The sequence below is a fragment of the Bacillus cereus group sp. BfR-BA-01379 genome, from assembly GCF_022663605.1.
Lineage (GTDB): Bacteria > Bacillota > Bacilli > Bacillales > Bacillaceae_G > Bacillus_A > Bacillus_A mobilis.
Genome location: NZ_JAKUFT010000020.1, coordinates 1 through 26387, shown reverse-complemented (window position 1 = coordinate 26387; position 26387 = coordinate 1). Strand labels below are relative to the sequence as shown.

The window sequence follows — 26387 nt, the reverse complement described above, 5'->3', positions numbered from 1 at the left end:
CTGTATAGCATATTATATTAAGAATCATTTTTACACTTCTAAACAGTTTCTACTACCTCTTCAAGCATTGTTCCATTTTTAGCATAATTCGTATGCCAAGAAAAAGCTTTTTCTAAAACATGAGGAGTTTGTCCACCTCTTGTTTGTGCTTCTTCGTAATAAGCTCTTAGCTGGTCACGATACATTGGATGTACGCAACTCTCAATAATCAGTTCCACTCTTTCTCTTGGCGCTAATCCTCTTAGGTCAGCATACCCTTGTTCAGTGACGATAACATCTACATCATGTTCCGTATGATCTACATGAGAAACGAAAGGAACGATACTTGAAATGTTACCACCTTTTGCAATCGATTTCGTAACAAATATAGCTAGACGTGCATTTCTCGCAAAATCACCAGAACCACCAATACCATTCATCATCTTTGTACCTAAAACGTGAGTAGAGTTAACATTTCCGTATATATCTAATTCTAAAGCAGTATTAATCGAGATCAATCCAAGGCGACGAATGATTTCAGGGTGATTAGAAATCTCTTGCGGGCGCATCATTAATTTATCACGATATTTTTCAAAGTTAGAAAATACTTGTTGCATTTTCTCTTCAGAAAGCGTGATGGAGCAGCAGGAAGCAAAATTAACTTTCCCAGCGTCCATTAGATCAAAGACCGCATCTTGTAAAACTTCAGAATACACTTCTAAACCTTCAAACTCCGAATCAAGCATGCCGTGCAATACTGCATTAGCAACTGAACCAATTCCCGATTGTAACGGTGCTAAACTCTTTGTTAATCGGCCTACTTTAACTTCTTCTCGAAGGAACTCTATTAAATGTTGTGCCATAATGACAGTTTCTTCATCTGGAGGAACAATTGTCGATGGTGAATCCAGTTGATTCGTAAACACAATCCCCTTCACTTTTTCAGCATCAATTGGGATACCAATTGTTCCAATTCGATCATCCGTTTTCACGAGCGGAATTGGAAGTCTTTCCCCTTGTTTACCTGGTTCATATAAATCATGCAGCCCCTCTAGTTGCGTAGATTGAGCCATATTCATTTCAATAATAATAGACTTAGCATGTAAGGAAAATGCTAAGGAATTTCCAATTGAAGTGGTTGGAATAATCATTCCATCTTCAGTAATCGCAACCGCTTCCAAAATAGCGACATCTATATCCATAACGTCAGCACGAAGTAACTCTGCTGTATGAGATAAGTGCTGATCCACAAATAAAAAGTCTCCGTTATTAATTCCTTTTCGCATAGTCGCATCGGCTTGGAAAGGCAATCTTTTCCCTAAAATTCCTGCCTCAGCAAATAATTTATCTACATCCGAACCTAAAGAAGCCCCTGTATAAACATTTACTTTAAAAGATTTATCATTCTTCACTCGGTTCACCAGCGCAAATGGGACTGCTTTTACATCCCCAGCACGTGTAAATCCACTTAAACCTAAAGTCATTCCACTTTCAATCCATGAAACTGCCTCTTCAGGTGTAACTACTCGATCTTTGAAACGTTGATCCCTAATTCTATCTAAATTATTCTCCATATGTAATCCCTCTCTCAATGAATATTCATAATTATTTTACACATTAACACTATCAAAATAGGGATTTTTGTACACAATGCCGAAAATTCAGATAAAACAGCGAATCTAGGTTCTAAAGCAGAAAAATTTAGAATCCTAGAAGCTTACGAAAATAGCTAGCGTATGACTGACTCACTGGTACCCTCTCTCCGTTATCCATAGAAAGTACAAAAGTAGAATGCGTATCAGGGTAAATCGCTTTAATATGATTAACATTTACAATAAAGGAACGGTGGCATCTAATAAAGGAATCTTTCGGCAACAAGTATTCGAATTCTTGTAGCGAGTACTTATGTGTTCCTGTTAACTCTTCTGAATTCACATACGTCTTTTTATCTTTAGCTTCTAAATACATCACCTTTGAAAAAGGAATCGGAACCCATCCATCTGTTGTCTTTAAAGTAACGACTGACTTTCCATCCGTTAAAGCTGGATAAATCGCCGTCACGCACCCTTCAATCTTCCCATTATTTGAAAACGGTACGGCCATTCCATTATAAGGAATACCGAAAACATCCCGATTAATAAACTCAGAGGCTTTTTGCTTCGTTACTATTGCTTTATGAGCAATCGTCCCTTCCTTAATTGGATCCCCGGCGCTAATCTTTAAATCAATTCTTTTACTTGGCCGATAGTAAATATATTCTTTCGTATCCGAAACGGCAATTGATATTTCATCTGAAAATAATTCCCCAACTACATCTAGTAGTATACCTAATGTTTTATCTTCCATAGTATGAACACCTCATTTACTATTATACTACTATTATGAACGGGCAGCTGTTGCTTTTACATGTAGTACAAGTTCACTTCATTCACTAGCTTCAATTACTATCAATTTTCTTACTTCCATAATTGTTTCTCTCCACCTTTAAAATATGAACTGCTAAAGTATTGCCACAAGCAATAAAAAACCCTTTATTTTATATAACTTTAAATCAACTTGCTTCTTATATTACTTGCATTATAAAATAGAAAAGTATTCTAAAAAACATTTCATGTAGGGGGGAATTGCCTATGCCGTTGGATTCCATTTCAGGTAACGAATATTCCAACATTTAAAGGAGTGCCTGAAATTTGTTAAACTCATATATCAATTCATTCTTATATAAAAATATCGAAAAATTTAATGGAACAATTTTAATAGTCCATAAAGAAGAGACTCTTTATAAGCAGTCATTTGGAAAAGCTAATTATAATTGGGACATACCTAATACATCTACAACAAAGTTTCGTATTGGATCAATAACTAAAATCTTCACAGCAGTTTCAATTTTAATGCTGGTGGAAGAGGAAGAATTACAGCTACATGATACTTTAGATCGATTCATTCCCGATTTTCCAAAAGGAAATCAAATTACGATCAAGCATTTATTAAATCATACTGCTGGAGTCGGTAATATTACTGCTCAACATGACTTTTTATTAAAATCTTTACAGCCTCGAACACCGAATGAATTAATACAATGGATTATTGCGTGTCCCTTTGAATCTAGTCCTGGTGAAAAATTCAATTATTCGAATTCAGGATATATTATATTAGGAAAAATTATTGAAGTTATAAGTGGAATTTCTTATGAGGAATTTCTTAAAAAGAGAATTTTCTACCCACTCTCTATAATAAACACAGGCGTTGATTTGAATCATATGATTCAAAAACATAAAGCAACTGGGTATGAGTTACATCCAAACAATGGCCTACGGAACGCATCATTTATTCATATGTCTAATTCATATTCAGCTGGTGGATTAGTTTCTACAGCCGAAGATTTATATAGATTTGATAAGGCGCTAAAAGAAAATCGCTTATTATCAAGTAGGATGACATCTCGCATGCTTACTGCAGAATCTTACGGATATGGTTACGGTTGGAACATTGGTATGACTGAAAGAAATAATAAACTTATATTCCATCACGGCGGAATTAATGGCTTTACGTCCTCCTATTTACGATTAATTGACAAAGAGGCTACAATCATCATTTTAAGCAATGTATCTACACTATTAACATCGAGTCTTGCTAATGAGATATCTTCTTATATAGAAAGTAATTTTTAAAACTATTATAATCTGTAAAACCGTTCAACAATTTGAACGGTTTTACAAACAATTTAGTTCACCTTAGCTCCATAGCATCTAGCTACCGCAACTGCCTGTGCTATATCTAATGTTACATTTTTTAAATCAAAACTTGTAAAGTCAATTCTATCAACTATCGCTCCTTTTAAATTTGCACCGCTAAGTTTCGCCTTACCTAATTGTGCACCGGTTAAATCCGCTTCACGTAAATCTGCTTTTTCTAAATTACATTCATATAGGTCAGCTTCCATTAAACGTATACCCTTTAACATTTGTTTACTTAAGTTCGCGAACCTTAAATTCGTATAGGACCAATCGCCCGATATGATAGTTATTCCGTCTAAATTCGCTTCTTCAAAATCAGAGCCAGTCATTTTACATTCTTCAAACTTCGATACGAATAAATTCGCACCAACAAACTTACAATTTGCAAATGTAGTTCCTTTATGGATAGAGGCGTTAAAAAGAGAACCGGTAAAATCACATTCTATGAAGTTACAATTTTCAGTAGAAACTTCCGATGCATCTATCCCTCTAAAACGGCATTTTATGAATGTACAATTCTTCAATTCCTCTTCTTTAATCAAGACATCTTGAAAATCTATTTCTACATATTCTTTATTTACAAATTCACTCATAACTACTCCTCCATCTCCTTAAAGAAACCTCACTTCAAAAAAGTGAGGTTTCTTCTCATACAATATGCTTATCTAACCAAGAAATCAAATCTTGAAATACTTCATCTTTATTTACTTCATGGAACATTTCATGTCTGCCATTTTCATATAAACGCAGCGTTACATCTTTCACTTCACATTTTTTATAATTTTCATATACTTCTTTTACACCTTTCCCCATATCCCCAACAGGATCACGATCTCCTGAAAAAATATGTATTGGAAGGTTTTTCGGTGTTTTCTTGAACTCTTCTAGCTTATTTACTTCTAATACACCAGAAAACAATTCTCGATAAAAACTCGTCGTACAAATGAATCCACATAACGGATCCGCAATATATTTATCAACTTGATTATTATCTGAAGATAACCAATCAAATTTTGTACGATTTGGTTTAAAGTGCGAATTGAAATTTCCGAATGATAAAAAGTTTAACATTGGACTTTTCGTTTTTTCTCCGCGTAATTTCATCTCAATTGTCGCTACTTTATGACCGATACTTCCTAAAAGCCCTGGATTTCCACCAGTTCCTGAAATAAGGAATCCATCATATAATTCACCTTTCAGTTGTACAGCACGTCTTGATAAAAAAGAACCCATACTATGTCCAAGTAAAAATAACGGGCATGTCTGCTCTTTTCTTATCGTTTCTGATACAAAAATAACATCAGAAACAGCCTCATTCCAACCTACATTCGGTTTAAAATGACCATAATCTTCTTCTCTTTTCACTGTTTTCCCATGACCTTTATGATCATGTGCATAAACACCATACCCTGCTTCTAATAACGCAGCAATAAAGTCTGTATAAACACCTGCATGTTCTGTCATACCATGTGCAATTTGAATAATCCCTCGCGGATTTCTTTCTGGTAGCCACTTACGTAAATAAATTTCCGATCCATCCAATGCCGTAACGAAACTTTCCTGTACGTTCATTTCGTCAGCCCCCAACTCTATTATGTATATCAAAAAATGAATATCCATTCATTATTCTTATTATGTATTATATGCAATTGCCTTCATTATGACAAATGACTCACTTTTCCAATTAGCTCTTAAACTAATATATTGACGAACGGAAAATAAAATTATATAGTTACTTACATAAAGTAATTATTATATTTTTGGGAGGTTTCTATTATGATGCCATCATTATTTTTAGCACACGGCTCACCGATGCTTGCTATTCAAGATACAGACTATACAAGGTTTTTAAAAACACTTGGAGAAACATATAAACCGAAAGCAATTGTTATTTTCACTGCTCACTGGGAAAGTGAAGTATTAACGATTTCTTCATCAGATAACGAATATGAAACAATTTATGATTTTGGAGGTTTTCCTCCTGAGTTATACGAAATCAAATATCGTGCGAAAGGCTCTTCTAACATTGCATCTATGTTAGAAACAAAATTTAAAAACAAAGGTATTCCAGTCCATCATAATATGACGAGAGGTTTAGATCATGGCTCATGGACACTCTTGCACCGCATGTATCCAGAAGCAAATATTCCTGTCGTCCAAATTTCAGTCAATCCATTCCTTCCTGCAAAAGAGCAATTTAAGATTGGAGAAGCGCTTAAAGGACTTGGAAAAGAAGATATTTTAATAATCGGTAGCGGTGTTACCGTTCATAACTTACGAGCTTTGAAATGGAATCAAACGACACCCGAACAATGGGCCATTGAATTTGATGATTGGATTATTAAACATATGCAGACTACTGATAAAGATGCATTATTTAATTGGGAGAACAACGCCCCTCATGCACAATTAGCAGTACCAAGAGCAGAGCATTTTGTACCTTTATTTATCGCTATGGGAAGCGGTGAAAATAACGGTGAAATCATTCACCGCAGTTACGAGCTTGGTACATTAAGCTATCTTTGTCTTCAATTTTAAAGAAAAGGATGAAGCAATCGTTGCTTCATCCTTTTCCTTTTTCATTCACTTAGTTAACTAACTTCCAAATGTCGTTTCTCTGATACCTCTTCGTTCTTATTATGAAAATAAACCCAAATGCACGCAATAAATAGTAATGATGAAGTAGAGAAGAAAACATATTGGAAGCCCGCATGTGCTGCAATTTGTCCACCAAGTACTGGTCCAATCATATTCCCTAGAAACTGAAACGATTGATTATATCCAAATATTCGTCCCGTTACATGGGTTGGTGTATGTTGTTTTAGTAGAGTTTGTACGGAAGGTAATAATCCTGCTTGTGCGATACCTAATAAAAATCGAAGAATTAATAGTTGCCAAGCTGAGGTTACAAATGCTTGCGGGATAAAAATAATTCCTGCAGCAAACAACGCTACAACTAACGTTTTTTGAGGACCGATTTGATCTGATAATCTTCCTAGTCTTGGTGCTGCCAAAATAACCGCTAACCCTGTCGCTGACATAACTGCGCCTGCAATCATTTCAATATGAGCTGTTCCTGGGCCTTCTAAATTTTTTACATACAATGTAATAATAGGTTGAATTGACATGTTCGCAAGTTGAATAATAAATGTTGTTACAAACAAACTAATAATTAAATGCTTCGCTGGAACCATCGTCCATACTTTTTTCGTTTGTACTTTTTTTGCTTGAGCGGAGTGATTCTCTTCATGTAGGAAGAAAAAAACGATGAGAAAAGAAAGGAATAAAAAAGCTCCTGTAACAAGAAAAACATGGCGCATTCCAATTAACTCTGACAAATAACCACCAAGTAATGGACCAAGTAAAGAACCGCTCACTCCACCTGTTGAAATTGTGGAGATTGCCCAACCTGAATGCTCTTTCGGAGTTTCTGCCGCAATAAATGTCATCGCCGTTGAAAGGAAACCAGATACTGCTCCCATTAAAAATCTTAGTGCGACTAGTTGATACACATCCGTTACAAATCCCATAAGCGTCATAATAATCGCCATACCAAGGCTCGCACGAATCAGCATCAATTTCCGTCCATGTATATCACCAAGTTTCCCCCATATTGGTGATACGATCGCACCCATTAAAAATGTTATACCAAATGCAAGTCCCGACCACTGTGCAATACTCGAAGTTCCAGTTACCCCCAATTCCTCAATATAAAAAGATAAAAAAGGAATTACTAAACTCATACCGGCTGCAGTGGTAAAACAACCTAGCCAACAAATCATCAAATTTCGTTTCCAGCTGGCCATTTTCACACCTTCTTTCTTTAGATACCCATTCTACACCCTTTCTTGTAAAAAGTTTAGTAATTTGCTTTATTTGTAAGATTTACTACAAAACCCGCTATTTTCTAGTAAGAATCACTACTTCCCTACATTATTTTCATAAAAAAACCAACTCCCCTATATGGAGTTGGTCACTTATTCTCTAACGGTATTAAACGCGCATCACAATTTCTTTCATAAAACTCAATCGGACCTGCTTGTCCAATTATTGCGTATTCATATCCATCTTGCTTCATACTATGTAAACAACGATGTAACAATTCCTTACCTACACCTTTCACACGATTTTGCTTTGCTGTGCCCATTGGACCAAACAATCCTTTCTTCCCTCTCACTACATCATAACAAGCGAAACCTACTATCACTTCTTCTTGTTCTGCTATATAAATAGGTAAGTTTTCTTTATATGTACGAAATCCATATTCTATTGAACGTAACCAACGTTCACCAAATTCTGCTGCAACAAAACTTGCTAATTTTTCAAAATCAGAAAGGTTAGCCTTTCTAACAGTACAAGTTAAATCATTATAAGTAGGAACAAAACATTTTAGATCAACCGCTAAATCTCTTGGCTCAGCTAGAATACGTAATATATCTTTTTGTATTTGTAGATTTTCAATAAACGTATCCGCTCGAAATAGTGCATCTATAACATGTCCTTCATTCATTATTACTTGTTGAAAACGTTCCATACGTCTCTTCGCTATTTGTAAAATTTCTAACACCTTATAAGATAACTTATATTGTCCTATTTCTTTATACCCTTGATCCTTTAAATCGTATTGGTTTCGTATTGAAAGCTTTTCTAAAAAGTCCGCACCAATGTGACGAAACAAATACATATACAACTCACTGCATACTCCAGTACCTTCTTTACACATGCCAATAAACAAATAAACTGGTTGAATAATATTACTTTCCGCCTCTTCTGCTGCAATCTGCAATATGTTATGAACACGTTTTGTAAATTGAAATCCCTCCATATGTACCTTCATCCCCTACTACTTTACTATTAAAGCGTAACCATAAATAAGTGAAACAATTATACCAACTACCAATATACCTGGCAGTAAATTTGCCACCTTAATTTTAATAATACCAAGTAAGTTCAATCCAATAGCGGCTATCATAATACCACCTGTAGCTGTCATTTCCACTATAAATTGATTCATTAATGCTTTCGGGACCAAACTATTAATTTGTGTTGCAAAAACCGCAATACCGCCTTCGTATAAAATAACTGGAATTGCCGAAAACACTACACCAATTCCTAAAGTTGTCGTTAATATAATAGAAATAAATCCATCGATAATCGCCTTTGTAAATAAAATATCATGATTTCCGCGAATCCCGCTGTCGAGTGCACCAAGTATCCCCATCGCGCCAATTGCAAAAATTAAAGTAGCTGTTACAAAGCCTTCTGATATGCTTCCTTTCCCTTTCGATCCAACTTTATTTTCTAGCCAATCTCCTAACTGTTTTAACTTCCCCTCTAATCCTATCCATTCCCCGATGACGGTACCAATTACTAAACTTAGTATGACAACAAGAAAGTTTTCACTTTTCAATGCCATTTGAAGTCCAAGCACAGTAACCGCTAAACCGATTGCATGCATAATTGTTCCCTTCATACTTTCTGGAATTCTACTAAATAATTTACCTAGTAAAGTACCAAATATAATACAAATCCCATTTACAACTGCTCCTAAAATAACCATTTCTCATTCTTCACCCTTCGAATTCTTTATTTCTATATTTTGGTTTATTCATTGATTTACAGGTTATCTATATGTTAACTTAATATTGAGAATATTAACAAAGGTTTTTCACTACATAAACCGCAATTTTTTGTAGTTATACATAAAGTGAAACTTTAACTAGCGCGAGTTTTACTGCCTACAAATTGCGGTATAAACTCAAAAGGGAAGGTATTTATGAAAACTTTACTAAAACGATTTCTGTTAATAGCCTTTTGCATTACACCAATTGTTTTATTAGTTAACTACTCTTTTACTTCAAAAGCGAAAGACAAATCCGATTTGCAAAACAAATCTAGTAAAACCGCTTCAACAAATGAAAAGAAAATAGAAGATCCGGAAATCACACTCACTTTTTCTGGTGATACTATGTTCGATTGGCAATTACGTCCTGTAATCGAAAAAAACGGGGCTGATTATCCATTCCAGCATGTAAAAGAAGAAATAACAAAAGCTGATATTTCTTTCGTTAATTTAGAGTCAGCATTTACAACGAGAGAAAAGAAAGCCCCTGGACAACTGTTTTGGATTAAAAGTGATCCATCCACGCTTCAAGCGATAAAAAACACTGGATATGACATCGTAAATATCGGAAATAACCATACACTTGATTATGGGCAAGATGGATTATTAGACACGATTTCTCACGTAGAAAAATTAAAGTTCCCTTACATTGGAGCTGGAAAAAATGCGAAAGATGCATATACAGCACGTGAAATGACCGTAAAAGGGAAAAAGTTCAAATTTCTTTCCTTCGTTCGATTTATGCCTGATACGAATTGGGTAGCTGGTGACAATAAACCTGGTGTTGCGAACGGATATGATTTAAATCTCGTAACAAAAACAATTAAAGAGCAAAAGCAAGATGCAGACTATTTAATTGTCTATATGCATTGGGGCGTTGAAAAATCAAATCGTCCGGTAGAATACCAAAAACAATATGTTCCTAAAATGGTTGAAGCAGGAGCTGACGCGATTGTCGGAAGTCACCCACATTGGCTTCAAGGATTTGAGTATTATAATAAAGTTCCTATCGCTTACTCATTAGGAAACTTTTTATTCCCAAGTTATGTGAGCGGGAAAAGCGCCGAAACTGGCGTATTAACTTTAACTTTTAAAGGAAAGGATGTCCAAATGTCATTCAATCCTTACATCATTCGCAACAACCAAGTTTCCCCTGTAAATGAGGACGAAAAGAAAAAAGCTCTACAATATTTACAAACGATTTCAACTGACGTAGAAATCGATGATACAGGGAACATAAAAAACAAACGAAACTAGACAACGCAAGATTTACTTCTCTGTAACATACTTTACAGAATAGGTGATGAACATGCTGAAAGACTTATTAGAAAATGTAAGTTTGTTAGAGAATATTTATAAAATATCTATAGCCGTTCTACTTTTATGTTCATTTTTTTCTGTTAGACTTTTTAAAAAAATAAAACGTGAACGAAAGCTTACTCCCTTTGAATTTACTATGTATGTAATCATTCGTATTGCGATATTCTTTTGGTTAACTAGCTTTATCTTTCTTGAATATGGAAAGTATATAATTTAATTATAAAAAGATAGATACAAGCAGCATTTCCGCTGTTTGCATCTATCTTTTTTATTTCAGGTACAACTGTATGTTTCCTCTTTCCTTCTATTAAATAAGTAAATCAAACAAAACAGGATTTTTATTAAGCTCCATAAATTGAATATTATTTTCTTTAAAACGAGTAATTAATTGCTCATAATCCTCTTTATGTTTTAATTCTACGCCGACTAACGCTGGACCATTTTCTTTATTATGTTTCTTAATGTATTCAAAGCGCGTAATATCATCTTCTGGCCCTAATCCTTTATCCAGAAATTCTCTTAGCGCACCTGAACGCTGCGGGAATTCAATGATGAAGTAATGTTTTAGTCCTTCATAAATGAGCGAACGTTCTTTCATTTCTTGCATTCTATCAATATCATTATTTCCACCACTTAGCGTACATACAACCGTTTTACCTTCTATTTCATCTCTATATAAATCAAGCGCTGCAATAGATAGTGCACCAGCCGGCTCAGCTACAATTGCATTTTTCTTATACAGTTCTAAAATCGTCGTACAAACTTTTCCCTCTGGTACTAAAACAATGTCATCAATTACATCTTTACACGTTTCAAATGTTAACTTTCCTACCTTTTTAACAGCTGCCCCATCAACAAAACTATCTATTTTCTCTAATGCGACATTTTCATTTTGAAGAAAAGCCTCTTTCATAGATGCAGCTCCCATTGGCTCTACACCAATGACCTTTGTAGCAGGACTAACACCTTTCACATATGTACCAACACCTGATGCTAATCCACCACCGCCGATTGCTGTAAAAATAAAGTCAACCGATTTCTCCATATCATGCATAATTTCAACTGCCACTGTTCCTTGACCAGCAATAACATACGGATCATCAAACGGATGAACAAACGTCATTCTATTTTCCTCACAATAGCGCTGTGCTTCTTGGAACGAGCTATCAAATGTATCACCAACTAATACAATTTCCGCAAAATCGCCACCAAAAAACTGTACTTGCGATACTTTTTGTTTAGGTGTCGTTGTCGGCATAAATATTTTTGACGGGATCTTCAATAAATTACACGTATAAGCAACTCCTTGTGCATGATTACCAGCACTTGCACAAACAACGCCGTTTTGTAATTGTTCTTCCGATAAACTTTGAATTAAATTGTACGCACCACGAATTTTGAAAGAGCGAATCAATTGTAAGTCTTCTCTTTTTACATAAACGTCACAATCATATTTCTCAGATAAAACTGTATCACGTTGTAACGGTGTTTTAATAACGATATCTTTCATGCAATTATGAGCCATTAAGATATCTTCAATTTTCACTCTCTCCTTTACCTTCTGCACCATTTCATATCATCCTTATCTCTTTTAAATTGGCTCAATCGAAATTCGGGATTTTTAGGACTGCACCTGTATTCGCCGATGTTACCATTTGTGCATAACGTCCAAGCCAGCCAGTTTTCACTTTCGGTTCTGGTCGTTTCCATTCTTTTTTACGCTGATCTAATTCTTCATCACTAACTCTTACTTCTAACAATCTCTCCTCAACATCGATACAAACGATATCCCCTTGTTTAAGAAGTGCAATCGTTCCGCCCGCAGCCGCTTCGGGTGAAATATGCCCTACCGAAATACCACGTGAAGCACCCGAGAAACGTCCATCCGTTAATAGCGCAACATCTGCACCTAATCCCATACCAGCAATCGCTGACGTTGGTGCTAACATCTCCGGCATACCAGGACCACCTCTTGGTCCTTCATAACGAATAACAACTACATCGCCTTTCTTAACTTTCCCAAGCATAATGCCCGCAAGCGCCTCATCTTGTGAATTAAAAATAACACAAGGTCCTTCAAATCGTTTTACTTCGGTCGCTCCGCTTTTAATAACTGCCCCATCTTTCGCAAGGTTTCCTTTTAATATACGTAATCCCCCTTCTTCACTATGAGGGTTTTCGAGAGAATGAATAACTTCCTTATCTTTAATCTCTGCATGAGCAATATTTTCTCTTAATGTTTGCCCAGTAGCAGTAATACGATCTAAATGAAGCACACCTTCTTTTCGGCTCATCTCTTTCAAAATAGCACTAATCCCGCCCGCTCGATCAATATCTTCCATATGCCAATTGGAAGCAGGGCTTACTTTACATAAATGTGGTACACGTCTTGAAACGGCATCAATACGGTTCATATCGTAATCTAATCCAGCCTCTTGCGCGAGCGCCAATGTGTGCAACACTGTATTTGTTGAACCGCCCATCGCCATATCAAGCGCGAACGCATCATCAATTGCTTCTTCTGTTACAATGTCTCTTGGTTTAATATCTTTTTCAATTAAAATCTTTAATTTCTCTGCTGCTTGTTTAATTAATTCTTCGCGTCTTGGATCGATGGCTAAAATACTTCCGTTACCAGGCAGAGCTAAACCTAACACTTCACATAAACAGTTCATAGAGTTCGCTGTAAACATACCGGAACAAGAACCACAAGATGGACAGCCATGATCTTCAATATCCTTTAATTCTTCTTCTGAAATTTTACCAGATTGATAAGCTCCTACCCCTTCGAAAACAGAACTTAAATCAACAACATCTCCTTTAGATGTTTTTCCAGCCGCCATCGGACCACCTGAAACAAATACAGTTGGAATGTTAATACGAAGTGCAGCCATCATCATACCAGGTGTGATTTTGTCACAGTTTGGAATACAAATCATGCCATCAAACCAATGTGCATTTACAACCGTTTCTACTGAATCTGCAATGATTTCACGACTCGGAAGCGAATAACGCATACCGATATGCCCCATCGCAATACCGTCATCTACTCCAATTGTATTAAATTCAAATGGAACCATACCTGCTGCACGCACTGCTTCTTTAACAAGTTTCCCAAACTCATTTAAGTGCTTATGACCTGGAATAATTTCAATAAAAGAATTACAGATAGCTATAAACGGTTTATCAAAATCTTCATCTTTCAAACCAGTTGCTTTTAATAAACTACGGTGCGGCGCTTTATCAAAACCTTTTTTAATCATGTCACTTCTCATCTTGTCAAATCCCCTCTTACGTATTTTTCACTTACAATCACTTACTCTATTTCTTTACTAATTCTTTCGGTGCATGAATCCAACTCATCATTTCACGAAGCTCTGTCCCTACCTTTTCTAACTGATGATTTTGCTCTGCTTTTTTCATCGCATTATATGTTGGACGCCCGGCTTGATTTTCTAAAATCCATTTCTTCGCGAATTCACCTTGCTGAATTTCTGTAAGTACTCGTTTCATTTCTTTCTTCGTTTCATCTGTAACAATTCTCGATCCTGTTACATAATCTCCGAACTCAGCCGTATCTGAAATAGAATGGCGCATGTTCGTTAAACCACCTTCGTACATTAAATCAACAATTAACTTTAATTCATGTAAACATTCAAAGTATGCAATTTCAGGACGATATCCGCCTTCTGTTAATGTTTCAAAACCAGCTTTCACAAGTGCAGTTACCCCGCCGCAAAGCACTGCTTGCTCTCCGAATAAGTCTGTCTCCGTTTCCTCTTGGAATGTCGTTTCAATTACACCTGCACGTGTACAACCTACACCTTTTGCATACGCAAGCGCTACACGTAATGCCGTGCCCGTAGCATCTTGATGTACTGCGACTAATGCCGGAACACCATTTCCTTCTTGGAATACACGACGAACGAGATGACCTGGACTTTTTGGCGCGACCATCGCTACATCTACGTAACTTGGCGGATTAATTTGTCCGAAGTGAATATTAAATCCATGTGAGAAAAGTAACATTTGCCCTTCACGGAGATTCTCTTCTACCTCTGCTTTATACACATGGGCTTGCTGTTCATCTGGTAATAGCATTTGTACAACTTGTGCGGTTCGAACCGCTTCTGAAACAGACATTACTTCAAACCCATCTGCTTTTGCTACTTCAAAAGACTTACCATGGCGAACACCAACTACAACTTCCACACCAGAATCACGTAAATTTTGTGCCTGCGCATGACCTTGAGATCCATAACCAATTACCGCAACTGTTTTCCCTTGTAATAACTCTAAATTTGCATCTTTCTCATAATACGTTTTCATATTCCATACACCCCTTATAATTTATTTACTTGCAGTACATCAATTAATTTTTTCAACTGACCAACAAGTAATGTCGCTTCACTTTCAGTACAAACTGCTGTGAGTTTCATTTCAGAAACGCCACTAGTATCTCTTTCGTTTAAATGTAAAGAAGAAATATAATAACCACGCCGAGCAAAAATTCCACTTATACGCAATAAGACGCTTGGCTCGTTATGAATAACGAGTGAAAAAGTATGACTCATTCTTCCCACCTCTTCATAATCATTTCGTTATTCCCTTTGTTTGGCGGAACCATCGGAAATACGTTTTCACCTTCTTCTACACAAAAATCAACTACGATAGGACCTTCATGAGCAATTGCTTCTAACATCACTTGTTTCGCCTCGGTTGAATTTTTCGCTCTTAATCCTTTCACTCCATAAGCTTCTGCCACTTTCACAAAATCTGGCGATCCAATTTTTGACTCTGATAAACGATTTTCATAAAACATTTCTTGCCATTGCCTTACCATCCCTAAAAATTTGTTATTTATAATAAATACTTTTACAGGAATATTATTTTCAGCAATTGTTTGTAGTTCTTGAATGTTCATTTGAAAAGAAGCATCGCCTGCAATACAAATGACGAGTTCTTCTTCTTTTGCAAGCTGAGCACCAATTGCTGCCGGGAAACCAAACCCCATCGTTCCTAGTCCGCCAGATGTTAGAAAAGTCCGTGGATTTTTCGCTTTATAAAAATGCGCAGCCCACATTTGATGCTGTCCTACTTCTGTCGTAACAATCGCTTCACCATTCGTTACTTCACTTACTAGGCTAATAACATGTTGTGGTTTTAACTCACTTTCTTTTTGATTGTAGGAAAGAGGGTATTCAGCTTTCCATTCCTTGATTTTCGTAAGCCATTCTTTTGTTTGTGTACAAATTTGCATATGTAACAGCTTGTGTAACGCTTTTTTCACATCACCGACAACCGGATATTCCACAGTTACATTTTTATGAAACTCTGAAGAATCTATATCAATATGTACCTTTTTCGAATGCGGAGAAAAGAGTTCTAATTTTCCTGTTACACGATCATCAAAGCGAACACCTAAAGCAAGTAGTAGATCACATTCTGTTACTGCCATGTTTGCAGCATACGTTCCATGCATGCCGAGCATTCCTAAAAATAATGAATCTCCCGGCGGATATGCACCAAGTCCCATTAAAGTGGAAACGACAGGAATACGATTCTCCCTCGCAAATTTGATGAGTTCATCAGATCCACCCGAATGAATGACACCTCCTCCAATATAAAGAAGTGGGCGTTTAGCTTTTGAAATTTCTTTAGCCACCTCTCTAAGCTTTATACTGTCTGGCATAGGCTCTATTTTGTATCCCGGAATCTCAATTACTTCATTATAAAAACTTGTTACCTTTTCATTTTGAACATCTTTTGGAATATCAATTAATACTGGCCCTGATCGCCCGCTTTCGGCGATGTAAAAAGCTTCTTGTACAATACGTGATAAATGATTCACATCACGAACTTGATAATTATGCTTCGTAACAGGTACTGTAATCCCGACAACATCTGCTTCTTGAAATCCATCTTTACCAATTAAGGGCTTTGCAACTTGCCCTGTAATGACAACTAAAGGAATCGAATCCATATAAGCATCCGCTAATCCTGTAACTAAATTTGTCGCCCCTGGGCCAGAGGTAGCAAAGACTACCCCGACCTTTCCAGAAGCTCTCGCATATCCTTCTGCCGCATGAATGGCAGCTTGTTCATGACGAGTTAAAACGTGCTTCAAACCACTTCCGTATAACGCATCATACACTGGCAAAATCGCTCCGCCTGGATAACCGAAAACGGTAGTTACACCTAAATTCTTCAAGCATTGAATAACGTGTCCAGCTCCTGTCACTTCTTCACAATGCAATTTCTCACGTGTTGTATACTGTTGCTCCATTTCAATTAACTCCTCTCCCTACCTACAGTAAGCTTCCGCTAATCCTGGAACACGTACTCCTCTTTCTCTCGTTAACTTTTTAAATTCCTCTGTCAATTGTTTCGTTACACTTCCTGGTTTCCCATCTCCAATTTCTCTTGAATCAACTTTTACAACTGGAATTAATTCTGCTGCCGTTCCCGTTAAAAATACTTCATCTGCTACATATACGTCATGGCGAGTAAATGGCCTTTCCTCACACCGAATATTAAGTCGCTCACATAACTCAATAACACTATTTCTCGTAATACCTTCTAGTGCTCCTAAATAAGAAGGAGGTGTTAACACTTTTCCATCTTTCACAACGAAAACATTATCTCCAGATCCTTCACAAACATATCCTTGTTGATTTAACATAAGTGCTTCTAGCACTCCAGCTTGTGCCGCTTCAATTTTTACAAGTACGTTATTTAAATAGTTCATTGACTTAATACGTGGGTCTAATGCATCTGGTGTATTACGTCTTGATGCAACAGATACAACGCTTAATCCATTATCGTAAAATTCCTGAGGGAATAACTTTAATTGTTCTGCAATGATAATAACGCTCGGTTTCACACAACTTCTCGGATCGAGCCCTAAGTCACCTTTTCCTCTTGAAACAATTAACCGAATGTAAGCATCCGCATACTCATTTTTTTGCAATGTTTGTAAAACTGCTTCTTCCATTTCTTCAACCGTCAGCGGGATTGTAAGTAAAATAGATTTTGCCGATTCATATAATCGTTTTACATGTTCTTTTAAACAAAATACATTTCCGCCGTAACTACGAATCCCTTCAAATACACCGTCTCCGTATAAAAAACCGTGATCATATACTGAAACAACTGCCTTTTCTTTTTCTACAAATTCCCCATTCATATAAATGTACTGGTTTCCCATCTCACATCGCTCCTCTTTTTTTCTCTCTATTTTTGCAATCTATTTCTATATCGATTGCTGAGATGAGTATTTTTAACAGAATATTCAGTATATAAATCTTAAAAATATACTCGTCTCAACAATCGATTACATACATACTTGTAGCAATCCATTGCTGAGACGAGGGAATCGTGGTACCACTCAGCTTCCTTACACTTCTCACGAAATATAAGCTCTGCAAGTCCAATTAGACTTTTTGTTTTTCTATCGGAAACAACTCCGCTACTTTTTACTAGTTTTCAAAAGTAGTGCTCCGTGGTGATCTTCAATGATGAAATTGTTACTACCCTCACAGCTTGTAGGCAGCTCTCTGAAACAATTTTTATCATTTACTCTCCGCTTCTACGCATTCTCTTATTTTATTTTTAAAATAAAAACTCTCGCCTCAGCAATCAACTACTACAATTTAGTAGCTTTGATTGCTGAGGCGAGAGTTTCGCGGTACCACTCAGCTTCCTTATATTTCTCACGAAATATAAGCTTTGCAGGTCCAATTAGACCCCCGTCCTTTTACCGGAGACGATGCCGTCGCCCTCTACTCAGTTTCCCTTTCGCAAGCGATGCTCCGAGGTGATCTTCAATGATTCGATTGTTACTACTCTCACAGCCTAGGAGCAGCTCTCTGAAACGATCATAACCATCTACTTTCCTCTTCTTTGCATATACAACATATAAAGTTAGAAAATTCTTAATTCACTTTTATTTGTTAAACGTATTATAGGACGTTGTTCTTTTCATTGTCAACATGTTTTTCTAAAAAAAATAAAATTCAATCAATTTAAAGGAAGTCTATTTATTTTTTCTCAAACAAAATCGGAATGAACTTCTTACACATACTCATATATTACTTAAGTATGTTCACATTACTACATAAAGAAAAACAACTTAATAACATATAAAATTTTATGAGGAGATGAGAAAACTATGTTAAAAGGAAAAGTGGCATTAGTTACAGGAGCAAGCCGAGGAATTGGACGTGCTATTGCAAAACGTTTAGCAAACGACGGTGCATTAGTTGCTATTCATTACGGAAATCGAAAAGAAGATGCTGAAGAAACTGTTTATGAAATTCAATCAAATGGCGGATCTGCTTTTTCTATCGGTGCAAACCTTGAATCTTTACATGGTGTAGAAACACTTTATAGTTCTTTAGATAGCGAATTACAAAAAAGAACTGGTAGTACTAAATTTGATATTTTAATAAACAACGCTGGAATTGGTCCTGGTGCTTTTATTGAAGAAACGACTGAACAATTTTTTGATAGAATGGTTTCAGTTAATGCAAAAGCACCATTCTTTATCATCCAACAAGCTTTATCTCGTTTACGTGACAATAGCCGAATTATTAATATTTCATCCGCTGCCACTCGTATTTCTTTACCTGATTTCGTTGCATATAGCATGACGAAAGGCGCTATTAATACAATGACTTTCACACTAGCAAAACAGCTCGGAGCACGAGGAATAACAGTGAATGCAATACTTCCTGGATTTATTAAAACAGATATGAATGCGGAACTCTTGAGCGACCCAATGATGAAACAGTACGCTACTACCATTTCCGCTTTTAATCGCTTAGGTGAAGTAGAAGATATTGCCGATACCGCGGCATTTCTCGCTTCTCCAGACAGCCGCTGGGTTACTGGACAATTAATTGATGTTAGCGGAGGATCTTGCTTGTAATTTCTTAATCTACTTACACAAAAAAAGGCCAGCACCTTTGCTGGCCTTTTTCACTGTGTAAAACGATAGCCTACTCCCCAAATTGTCTCGATATATGATTTATCGAATGGATCGAGTTCAATTTTGTGACGAATATTTTTCACATGTACAGCAACCGTTGCTGCATCACCAATTACATCCATCCCCCATACAGTTTCAAAGAGACGATCTTTACTAAATACTTGGTTTGGATGTTCTGCCATACAAGTTAATAAATCAAATTCTTTTCCTGTTAACATGACCTCAGTTCCATTTACAAATACACGTCGTGCTGATTTATCAATAAGCAATCCTCGAATACGAATTTCATCTTTTATTTGTTCTCGTTTTCCTGTTAAACGATCATAACGAGCTAGATGAGCATTTACACGTGCCACCATTTCACTCGGGCTAAATGGTTTTATAATATAATCATCTGCTCCAAAACCTAACCCTTTAATTTTATCGATTTCCTCTTGTTTTGCGGACACCATAAGTATTGGTATGTCCTTTTCCAATCGAACTTGTTTACAAATTTCATATCCATCTATTCCTGGTAACATTATGTCTAAAATTAACAAGTCATAATCCTCCAGAAGAACTCTTTGTAAACCTTTTTCGCCAGTGTAATCAATATCTACTGTATACCCAGCAACCTCTAAATAATCCTTTTCTAACTCTGCTATAATAGCTTCATCTTCAATAATTAAAATTCTTTTCAAGATGCTCTCCTTTTTCTAATTGATTTTTTGTAATGTAAATGCCAGCGTCGTTCCTTTACCTTTTTTACTTTCTACCCAAATATCACCACCATGTTGTGTGATAATCTGATGTGCAATTGACAAACCAAGTCCGCTTCCACCTGTTTTAGAATTTCTAGAATGATCTGCACGATAGAACCTTTCAAATATATGAGGCAACGCCTTCTCTTCTATTCCTACCCCATTATCTTTTATGTAAATCGTTACATAATCAATAGATTCGTTCATGCGAATTCCTATATATCCTTCTTCTTTATCCATATACTTCACACTATTCCAAATGATATTTGTAATAACACGACGTAATTTTTCACGATCACCTTTTACCAAAATAGAAGTATCCTTTTGAGCATCCCATCTCACTACAATTCCCTTATCCTGTAATTCAAGCTGTAGTTCTTCTATACAATCAGATAAGTATTGATTAATTTCAACCTCTTCAAATTGAAACGGTTCCTCTTTTAAATCAAGTTTTGAAAAGAGAAAAAGCTCGTCAATTAATTGATCCATATCAAACACTTTATGATAAATAATCGTTAAATATTTATCTAATTGTTCTGGAGTTCGAGCGATACCTTCTTTAATTCCTTGTACATAACCTTTAATAGCCGTTATTGGCGTCCGTAAATCATGAGAAATATTTGAAAGCAACTCTTTACGATTTTTTTCATATTGCATTTGCAACTCGACCGATTCCTTCAACCTGCCACGCATCTCTTCAAACGATAAACTTAATTCACCTATTTCATCTTTCGCAAGTGGCTTTACTTGAAAATCTAAATCACCCTTTTGAATTCTTTCCGTTGCCTGCTTTAATGAATGCAATGGTTTGATAATACTCCTTGATATAAAATATGTTAATATTCCATTCGTAATAATTAACCCAAGTATTAAAGAGAATACGAAATACGGGAAAAATTCTCTAATCATTTCTTCTAAAGGATTTACATACTCAAATACAAAAATACTAACCTTATCCTTCTCTTCATCGTAGTAATCAAATTGCTTATAGTAAAAAGAATTACCCTCTATTTTCACATCCATTCCTTTTCTTTGTCCTTCCGTTTCAAATGCGGGTAGGTATTTATCAAACGAAGAGATTTTAAAATATGGAGATGAATATGTAAGCTCATCATTTTTTCGAATTAGTAATCCTGCTTGATTATCGTTTAATTCTTTATCAGTTTCCTTTAAAAAATTTATATCTTCCAATTTATCTGGAGCATACGATGAAAGAATTTTCAACCTACTAAAAATATCATCTTCATCTTCTTTTGTACGAATAGCACCCTCCTGCTCTTTATCAATGAGAGAATGACTATTTTGATTAAGACCAATGATTGCTTTTGCAATACGAATATCACCAAATAAAGTAACACTAATTAACATAACTGCTATACCGCAAAAAACGATTGGAATAATTACCATCGCAACATACGACAACAGCAATCTAATACGAATTGACATTACAGAACTCCTATGAACATTATATTTTTAGCTTATTACAGAATTCAGTGGAAACGAAACTTGACTCATCCAAATACCAGCTAATAATACGAGTATAGCTAGAACAATTTCTAAGAGCAATAAACGGCGATTAACTGTTCCAATATCGTTACCCCATGTTTTCGTTTGTCTCCATGCTACAATTGTAATTATACATACAGTAAGAATCTTTATATTTAAAAGGTTCGTCCATATTGAATTAAAATTAACAAGTACCCAATTCCTCGTCTGTAAAAACACAATTAATTCCCCAGAAAGAAATGCTAGAATAAATGAAGTACCAGCAATAATACTAAAATGTTTACGAAAACGCTTTTGATCAAATGTAATTTTGTATAATATTGTCCACACTATAACAAGAGCTAAATAAATAAGTGCTCCTAGCCACACTGCAATACTCATAACGTGGATCATTCTAATTATAACTGCTGCCCAATTTGGATTAGTAATCCATACATGACCTGTGAAAGAAAAACTCGCAACAAGAAATCCCCAAATTAGCGCATACCATTCGTTCCCCATATGTTGCAAAGACATAAGAACTAATAATAGCAGTTGAATCATAATAATAACTGAAAATGGCGAATGAATAAGTAAACTCCCCTTCGGAATAAGTGACTTATATACTATTAATTCGGCTATTAATCCTACTACAAGTATAAAGAAGAAAATCTTTTTCATATTCTTCATTCTTTGCAATATGGAAGGTAATCTATAACATTTTACAAACATATCGAGCCACTTTACTCCTGCTCCAATTAAAATCATTCCCTCTACAATATAGCGTAGTGTTACTATCATAACATCTGAAAATACTGAACCACTCCCACTCACATTCTCCTCTACCACTGCATTAGTTTGTACTTCTTCTCCAATTGAAAAGGGATAGCCTCCTTCACTCGGATGTCCGTCGGCAGATATCATAGACCACCTTACTGTGTATGTACCATTATTTAAGTTTGGTATCTTCACTTTTATTTTTGTGGGGTTATCTAATATTTCAACCTTTGATACTTGCACTCTCTTTGCACTTGGATCTAGTAGTTCAATATTGACTACATTTCCTGTAACTGGTTCACTAAATTCAAGAATAATCTGTTCCGGTTGTACTGTAAGAACCTCACCCTCTTTCGGGGTGATTCCTATAACACTTGTATGAGCAAATACACTACTATGAGAAAATAAAAATATACTTACACTTGTTAAAATAAATACTATCATTCTATAAAGCATGAAAACCTCCGTATTATTATTCTGGATGATTACCTGAGTGATCTCCGGTAGAAAATGGAGTAGTTACCCCCTCATAATTCATCATCGTATGCATTCCTTTTTCCGCATGAACGAGATGATGACAATGAACCATCCATAGTCCACTATTATTTGCCTCTAAAGCAATTTCATATTCTTCTCCCGGAAAAACATTAACTGTATCTAAGTAAATCGGACTTCCCTCCATTGGTTTACCATTTTTAGAAATAACCTGGAATGTATGTCCATGCAAATGCATTGGATGAATTTCTTCCCCCTTATTTTTAAAGTGAATCTTAACTTTATCTCCTTTCTCTACTTTAATAGGTGGAATATCAGGTGATGTCTTTCCATTAATTGTATACACCCATTTTTCTTGTCCATTTATATCTTTCACACCTTCTGCCAAATCCATATCATAGACCTTTGTAAACTTTGAATCTATCGTAAACTTGCCAACTTCTTTTTCTCCATATTTCGTAAAGTCAAACCATGGATAACTCTTTATATCAATAGGTTTTTTCGGCAAAGAACCGTTCCCAATAGTCGCCGTTAACATTCTATTCATTTTCTTAGATGGATCCACATTAATAAGTTTTACACTCGTTGTTTCCGGCATTTTAAAAACAAGGTCATAACGTTGTGCAGCTCCCATCGGAAGAATTGCTTTATCTAGCTCGTCCCCACCTTTTATATCACGACCATCTAATGCAATAATTTGAAATGGCGCCCCAACTAATGTCATTAAATGCGTATTATTCCCAGCATTAATTAAGCGCAGGCGTACTGTTTCACCTGGTTTTGCATCCAATCGTAGTCCCTCACTTGTATCATTTAATGTAAATACATCGTAATCATCTCCATCAGATAAATCTTTGAGTTGATCATTACTTGGCATCATTAACGGTCCTTCTAAAGTTTGCGCCTTTTCATTTCGAATATGATTGCTAGGATAGCTATCCCAATCTTTATCTTGTTCGCCATTATGCTTACGGGTTTTTATGTCTCCTGTTTTCCATTCATGGATCGCCACTGTATAATCTTTTTCATATTTTACAGCTGGTTTATTCGGTTCAATAACAATGGTTCCAAATAGTCCCCGCTCCGTTTGTTTTGCACTTTTTTGATGTGAATGATACCAATATGTCCCCACCTGATCAGCATTAAATGCGTATGTATATGTTTCACCTGGTTTTATAGCATTTTGCGTAACACCTGGAACACCGTCTACCGCCGCAGGAACATCTAATCCATGCCAATGGATTGTAACGGGTTCTGGCAATTCATTTTTCAAATTTACAACAATACGTTCACCTTGTTTCACTCGAATTTGAGTACCCGGTGATGTTCCATCAAATGTCCATGCATCTACCTTTTTCCCATCTCCCAAATCTAAACTTGCTACTTTCGCCGTAATATTAAAAGTTTTTGTAACCCTTTTTTTGGCATCTGACTCAGCAATAGATGTAATTGATTCTGAAGTAGATGTTGCATCTGTTAACTTCTTTTTTTCATTTGTACCTGGGTAATTATTTATTAAAAAATATCCAAAAATAACTAACCCTAATAGTAAGCATGCCGCAATAAATATATTTCTTAAATCGCTTTGTATAAATTCCTTTTTCATATTAGTCTCTCTTTCATTTTTTGTTGTAAACTATTAATTTTCATACGTGGATTCATTACCTATCACCTCACATATTCACTTCGATTTACATAATAACACTCAGAAAAAAAGAAACTTTGAAGGAATTTTAAAGACTTTATAAAGAAATATATTTCAATTTTTCTTTACTTCTAAATCTTTTTTATTGCGCAATAAAAAAGATTGTATAATACTATATAAAACATATAAATTTAGGAGGATTACAACAATGTCCGAAAAAACATACGAACTCGCAACCTTCGCAGGCGGTTGCTTTTGGTGCATGGTAAAGCCATTTGATGAACTACCTGGTATTCATAAAGTACTTTCTGGCTATGCAGGTGGTCATGTAGAAAACCCAACATATGAACAAGTAAAAGCCGGTACATCTGGTCATTTAGAAGTTGTACAAATCACATTCGACCCTTCTATTTTTCCATATGTAAAATTACTAGATTTATATTGGCCACAAATCGATCCAACTGATGATGGCGGACAATTCTTTGACCGTGGTCCATCTTATCGCACTGCTATTTTTTATCATAACGAAACGCAAAAAGAGCTTGCTGAAAAATCAAAACAAGCTCTTGCAGAAAGCGGTATGTTTAAAGAGCCAATCGTAACTGAAATTCGCCCGGCTGCACCTTTTTATGAGGCTGAAGAATACCATCAACATTTCTATAAAAAGAACCCAGAGAAATATGCTACTGAGCAAAAGGAATCTGGGCGTGAAAACTTTATAAAAGAAAATTGGCAAAAAAAATAATAAAAATGCATCGTACTTTTTAAGTGCGATGCATTTTTATCTTTGAAAAAAGTACCATACAATGATGAGAACAACCGCTGTTAATGTCCAAAGTGCTATCTCGTTTTTCACTCTACTCTTTTTCTTAGTCATTTCATCTCCTCCTCATAGCTATCAATATGTTCAAGATTTCCTCTGTTTAATTGTCCATCTTATATACGTGAATACATCCTTACAAATTCTTACAACAAGACCACCGATGATTCCGATTGCAATTGAAATTACTAACATCTGTCCAAAACTAAGAGTAGTTGTGTATGTTATGTAGAGAACAACGCATACAAGTAAAACATCCGGTAAAGAAAGCAAAAATTTTTTAAGCATTTCTTCAGCTCTCCTATGTCTTATTTATCTCTTCTACTGTAGCTTTGAAATAAAATTTGTTTAAAAACTCCATTTAGACCTTCATTTACGGAAAAGAATAAGACACCCTTTTGAAAAGGGAGTCTTATGTACATGTTCTATTCCATAATTACTCCTAAAATAGAATAATATTACTAATGATTTGTTGTACATTAACTATTTGCCAGGCAATCGGATGTTGCGCCAACTACCTACATCGCATTGACCGTATGTATTATCACCTACCGCTACCACCGTGCCATCTAATTTAAGACCGACCGTATGCGCACAACCAGCTGCTACCGCTACAATATCGCGCCAATCACTTACATTACATTGACCATACTCATTCCATCCTACTGCCGCCACAGTACCATCTGATTTAAGAGCGATTGTATGATTACTCCCTGCAGATACTGCCACAATATCTCTCCAACTGCCTACATCGCATTGACCAAGTTTATTATTACC

General features: G+C 35.8%; 24 protein-coding genes, 1 pseudogene and 2 other annotated features. Of the genes and pseudogenes, 6 read left to right on the top strand and 19 right to left on the bottom strand.

Annotated elements, in window-relative coordinates; translation table 11 throughout:
- Window positions 1-38 precede the first annotated feature (38 nt).
- A complete protein-coding gene (locus tag MR113_RS10195; protein WP_242253965.1) occupies window positions 39-1553 on the bottom strand; it encodes an acetyl-CoA hydrolase/transferase family protein in 1515 nt (504 codons plus the stop codon).
- Between the two features lie 127 nt (window positions 1554-1680).
- Window positions 1681-2325: a LytTR family DNA-binding domain-containing protein gene (locus tag MR113_RS10190; RefSeq protein ID WP_242253964.1), complete on the bottom strand. Its 645-nt coding sequence runs from the start codon at window positions 2323-2325 to the stop codon at window positions 1681-1683.
- A 344-nt stretch (window positions 2326-2669) separates the two neighbouring features.
- On the opposite strand from MR113_RS10190, the gene MR113_RS10185 reads away from it, so the two are divergent.
- Window positions 2670-3650, top strand: a complete 981-nt coding sequence (locus tag MR113_RS10185) for a serine hydrolase domain-containing protein (protein WP_242253963.1) — start codon at window positions 2670-2672, stop codon at window positions 3648-3650.
- 53 nt (window positions 3651-3703) lie between these two features.
- Here the strand turns inward: MR113_RS10185 and MR113_RS10180 are convergent, their stop codons facing one another.
- Both MR113_RS10180 and MR113_RS10175 read right to left on the bottom strand, forming a co-directional pair.
- Window positions 3704-4309 (bottom strand): pentapeptide repeat-containing protein, encoded by a 606-nt coding sequence (locus MR113_RS10180; RefSeq protein WP_242253962.1) that lies wholly within the window; start codon window positions 4307-4309, stop codon window positions 3704-3706.
- A 55-nt stretch (window positions 4310-4364) separates the two neighbouring features.
- Entirely contained in the window at window positions 4365-5288 is a 924-nt protein-coding gene (locus tag MR113_RS10175; RefSeq protein ID WP_242253961.1) for an alpha/beta hydrolase, read from the bottom strand.
- Between the two features lie 204 nt (window positions 5289-5492).
- On the opposite strand from MR113_RS10175, the gene MR113_RS10170 reads away from it, so the two are divergent.
- Window positions 5493-6254 carry a DODA-type extradiol aromatic ring-opening family dioxygenase gene (locus MR113_RS10170; protein WP_061676660.1) on the top strand — a complete coding sequence of 254 codons (762 nt, stop codon included), beginning with the start codon at window positions 5493-5495 and terminating at the stop codon, window positions 6252-6254.
- Window positions 6255-6307: 53 nt separating this feature from the next.
- Here the strand turns inward: MR113_RS10170 and MR113_RS10165 are convergent, their stop codons facing one another.
- From MR113_RS10165 to MR113_RS10155, 3 genes are all read right to left on the bottom strand, one after another.
- Window positions 6308-7522 (bottom strand): multidrug efflux MFS transporter, encoded by a 1215-nt coding sequence (locus MR113_RS10165; RefSeq protein ID WP_063263772.1) that lies wholly within the window; start codon window positions 7520-7522, stop codon window positions 6308-6310.
- Between the two features lie 167 nt (window positions 7523-7689).
- Window positions 7690-8541 carry a GNAT family N-acetyltransferase gene (locus MR113_RS10160; protein WP_396022447.1) on the bottom strand — a complete coding sequence of 284 codons (852 nt, stop codon included), beginning with the start codon at window positions 8539-8541 and terminating at the stop codon, window positions 7690-7692.
- 18 nt (window positions 8542-8559) lie between these two features.
- Window positions 8560-9276 carry a DUF554 domain-containing protein gene (locus tag MR113_RS10155; protein WP_242253958.1) on the bottom strand — a complete coding sequence of 239 codons (717 nt, stop codon included), beginning with the start codon at window positions 9274-9276 and terminating at the stop codon, window positions 8560-8562.
- 216 nt (window positions 9277-9492) lie between these two features.
- Here MR113_RS10155 and MR113_RS10150 point away from each other — a divergent pair, with 216 nt between their 5' ends.
- Together MR113_RS10150 and MR113_RS10145 are read left to right on the top strand one after the other, a co-directional pair.
- Entirely contained in the window at window positions 9493-10596 is a 1104-nt protein-coding gene (locus tag MR113_RS10150) for a CapA family protein (protein ID WP_242253955.1), read from the top strand.
- A gap of 52 nt (window positions 10597-10648) precedes the next feature.
- On the top strand, window positions 10649-10876 hold the full coding sequence (locus MR113_RS10145) for a hypothetical protein (protein ID WP_242253953.1): 228 nt from the start codon (window positions 10649-10651) through the stop codon (window positions 10874-10876).
- 90 nt (window positions 10877-10966) lie between these two features.
- Here MR113_RS10145 and ilvA read toward each other — a convergent pair whose 3' ends face one another.
- From ilvA to ilvE, 6 genes are read right to left on the bottom strand one after another with little or no spacing between them, the layout of a single operon-like run.
- Window positions 10967-12229: a threonine ammonia-lyase IlvA gene (gene ilvA, locus MR113_RS10140; RefSeq protein ID WP_242253951.1), complete on the bottom strand. Its 1263-nt coding sequence runs from the start codon at window positions 12227-12229 to the stop codon at window positions 10967-10969.
- A 31-nt stretch (window positions 12230-12260) separates the two neighbouring features.
- Window positions 12261-13934: a dihydroxy-acid dehydratase gene (gene ilvD / locus MR113_RS10135; RefSeq protein ID WP_063263766.1), complete on the bottom strand. Its 1674-nt coding sequence runs from the start codon at window positions 13932-13934 to the stop codon at window positions 12261-12263.
- A 46-nt stretch (window positions 13935-13980) separates the two neighbouring features.
- The gene (gene ilvC / locus MR113_RS10130) at window positions 13981-14988 is read right to left on the bottom strand and encodes a ketol-acid reductoisomerase (RefSeq protein ID WP_242253949.1); all 1008 of its coding nucleotides are present in this window, start codon (window positions 14986-14988) and stop codon (window positions 13981-13983) included.
- A 14-nt stretch (window positions 14989-15002) separates the two neighbouring features.
- Window positions 15003-15233: an ACT domain-containing protein gene (locus MR113_RS10125; protein WP_061676651.1), complete on the bottom strand. Its 231-nt coding sequence runs from the start codon at window positions 15231-15233 to the stop codon at window positions 15003-15005.
- Window positions 15230-16945, bottom strand: a complete 1716-nt coding sequence (ilvB, locus tag MR113_RS10120) for an acetolactate synthase large subunit (RefSeq protein ID WP_242253947.1) — start codon at window positions 16943-16945, stop codon at window positions 15230-15232. The genes MR113_RS10125 and ilvB overlap by 4 nt, the downstream gene beginning before the upstream one ends.
- An 18-nt stretch (window positions 16946-16963) precedes the next feature.
- A complete protein-coding gene (gene ilvE / locus MR113_RS10115; protein ID WP_132131728.1) occupies window positions 16964-17866 on the bottom strand; it encodes a branched-chain-amino-acid transaminase in 903 nt (300 codons plus the stop codon).
- A 152-nt stretch (window positions 17867-18018) separates the two neighbouring features.
- Window positions 18019-18259: a binding site (T-box leader), on the bottom strand.
- Between the two features lie 66 nt (window positions 18260-18325).
- Window positions 18326-18571: a binding site (T-box leader), on the bottom strand.
- Between the two features lie 258 nt (window positions 18572-18829).
- Between ilvE and MR113_RS10110 the strand changes: the two genes are divergently transcribed.
- Window positions 18830-19588, top strand: coding sequence for an SDR family oxidoreductase (locus MR113_RS10110; RefSeq protein ID WP_061676649.1), 759 nt, complete (start codon window positions 18830-18832; stop codon window positions 19586-19588).
- Between the two features lie 50 nt (window positions 19589-19638).
- On the opposite strand, the gene MR113_RS10105 is transcribed toward MR113_RS10110, so the two are convergent.
- Genes MR113_RS10105 through MR113_RS10090 form a run of 4 tightly spaced genes read right to left on the bottom strand, consistent with a single transcriptional unit; the run spans window position 19639 to window position 24751 of the window.
- Window positions 19639-20328, bottom strand: coding sequence for a response regulator transcription factor (locus tag MR113_RS10105; protein WP_242253945.1), 690 nt, complete (start codon window positions 20326-20328; stop codon window positions 19639-19641).
- A gap of 15 nt (window positions 20329-20343) precedes the next feature.
- Window positions 20344-21834 (bottom strand): sensor histidine kinase, encoded by a 1491-nt coding sequence (locus MR113_RS10100; RefSeq protein ID WP_242253943.1) that lies wholly within the window; start codon window positions 21832-21834, stop codon window positions 20344-20346.
- Window positions 21835-21861: 27 nt separating this feature from the next.
- Window positions 21862-23106 carry a copper resistance CopC/CopD family protein gene (locus MR113_RS10095; RefSeq protein WP_242253941.1) on the bottom strand — a complete coding sequence of 415 codons (1245 nt, stop codon included), beginning with the start codon at window positions 23104-23106 and terminating at the stop codon, window positions 21862-21864.
- Between the two features lie 16 nt (window positions 23107-23122).
- Window positions 23123-24751: a multicopper oxidase family protein gene (locus tag MR113_RS10090; RefSeq protein ID WP_242253939.1), complete on the bottom strand. Its 1629-nt coding sequence runs from the start codon at window positions 24749-24751 to the stop codon at window positions 23123-23125.
- A gap of 247 nt (window positions 24752-24998) precedes the next feature.
- Here MR113_RS10090 and msrA point away from each other — a divergent pair, with 247 nt between their 5' ends.
- Window positions 24999-25535 carry a peptide-methionine (S)-S-oxide reductase MsrA gene (gene msrA, locus MR113_RS10085; RefSeq protein WP_242253937.1) on the top strand — a complete coding sequence of 179 codons (537 nt, stop codon included), beginning with the start codon at window positions 24999-25001 and terminating at the stop codon, window positions 25533-25535.
- A gap of 162 nt (window positions 25536-25697) precedes the next feature.
- On the opposite strand, the gene MR113_RS10080 is transcribed toward msrA, so the two are convergent.
- Both MR113_RS10080 and MR113_RS10075 read right to left on the bottom strand, forming a co-directional pair.
- Window positions 25698-25898: a hypothetical protein gene (locus tag MR113_RS10080; RefSeq protein WP_242253935.1), complete on the bottom strand. Its 201-nt coding sequence runs from the start codon at window positions 25896-25898 to the stop codon at window positions 25698-25700.
- Between the two features lie 195 nt (window positions 25899-26093).
- A pseudogene (locus MR113_RS10075) lies at window positions 26094-26387 on the bottom strand (chromosome condensation regulator); the annotation flags it as partial.

Coding starts and splice junctions, on each gene's coding strand:
- MR113_RS10195 (WP_242253965.1), bottom strand. CDS start 1,553: ATGGAGAATAATTTAGATAGAATTAGGGATCAACGTTTCAAAGATCGA.
- MR113_RS10190 (WP_242253964.1), bottom strand. CDS start 2,325: ATGGAAGATAAAACATTAGGTATACTACTAGATGTAGTTGGGGAATTA.
- MR113_RS10180 (WP_242253962.1), bottom strand. CDS start 4,309: ATGAGTGAATTTGTAAATAAAGAATATGTAGAAATAGATTTTCAAGAT.
- MR113_RS10175 (WP_242253961.1), bottom strand. CDS start 5,288: ATGAACGTACAGGAAAGTTTCGTTACGGCATTGGATGGATCGGAAATT.
- MR113_RS10170 (WP_061676660.1), top strand. CDS start 5,493: ATGATGCCATCATTATTTTTAGCACACGGCTCACCGATGCTTGCTATT.
- MR113_RS10165 (WP_063263772.1), bottom strand. CDS start 7,522: ATGGCCAGCTGGAAACGAAATTTGATGATTTGTTGGCTAGGTTGTTTT.
- MR113_RS10160 (WP_396022447.1), bottom strand. CDS start 8,541: ATGGAGGGATTTCAATTTACAAAACGTGTTCATAACATATTGCAGATT.
- MR113_RS10155 (WP_242253958.1), bottom strand. CDS start 9,276: ATGGTTATTTTAGGAGCAGTTGTAAATGGGATTTGTATTATATTTGGT.
- MR113_RS10150 (WP_242253955.1), top strand. CDS start 9,493: ATGAAAACTTTACTAAAACGATTTCTGTTAATAGCCTTTTGCATTACA.
- MR113_RS10145 (WP_242253953.1), top strand. CDS start 10,649: ATGCTGAAAGACTTATTAGAAAATGTAAGTTTGTTAGAGAATATTTAT.
- ilvA (WP_242253951.1), bottom strand. CDS start 12,229: ATGGTGCAGAAGGTAAAGGAGAGAGTGAAAATTGAAGATATCTTAATG.
- ilvD (WP_063263766.1), bottom strand. CDS start 13,934: ATGAGAAGTGACATGATTAAAAAAGGTTTTGATAAAGCGCCGCACCGT.
- ilvC (WP_242253949.1), bottom strand. CDS start 14,988: ATGAAAACGTATTATGAGAAAGATGCAAATTTAGAGTTATTACAAGGG.
- MR113_RS10125 (WP_061676651.1), bottom strand. CDS start 15,233: ATGAGTCATACTTTTTCACTCGTTATTCATAACGAGCCAAGCGTCTTA.
- ilvB (WP_242253947.1), bottom strand. CDS start 16,945: ATGGAGCAACAGTATACAACACGTGAGAAATTGCATTGTGAAGAAGTG.
- ilvE (WP_132131728.1), bottom strand. CDS start 17,866: ATGGGAAACCAGTACATTTATATGAATGGGGAATTTGTAGAAAAAGAA.
- MR113_RS10110 (WP_061676649.1), top strand. CDS start 18,830: ATGTTAAAAGGAAAAGTGGCATTAGTTACAGGAGCAAGCCGAGGAATT.
- MR113_RS10100 (WP_242253943.1), bottom strand. CDS start 21,834: ATGTCAATTCGTATTAGATTGCTGTTGTCGTATGTTGCGATGGTAATT.
- MR113_RS10095 (WP_242253941.1), bottom strand. CDS start 23,106: ATGCTTTATAGAATGATAGTATTTATTTTAACAAGTGTAAGTATATTT.
- MR113_RS10090 (WP_242253939.1), bottom strand. CDS start 24,751: ATGAAAAAGGAATTTATACAAAGCGATTTAAGAAATATATTTATTGCG.
- msrA (WP_242253937.1), top strand. CDS start 24,999: ATGTCCGAAAAAACATACGAACTCGCAACCTTCGCAGGCGGTTGCTTT.
- MR113_RS10080 (WP_242253935.1), bottom strand. CDS start 25,898: ATGCTTAAAAAATTTTTGCTTTCTTTACCGGATGTTTTACTTGTATGC.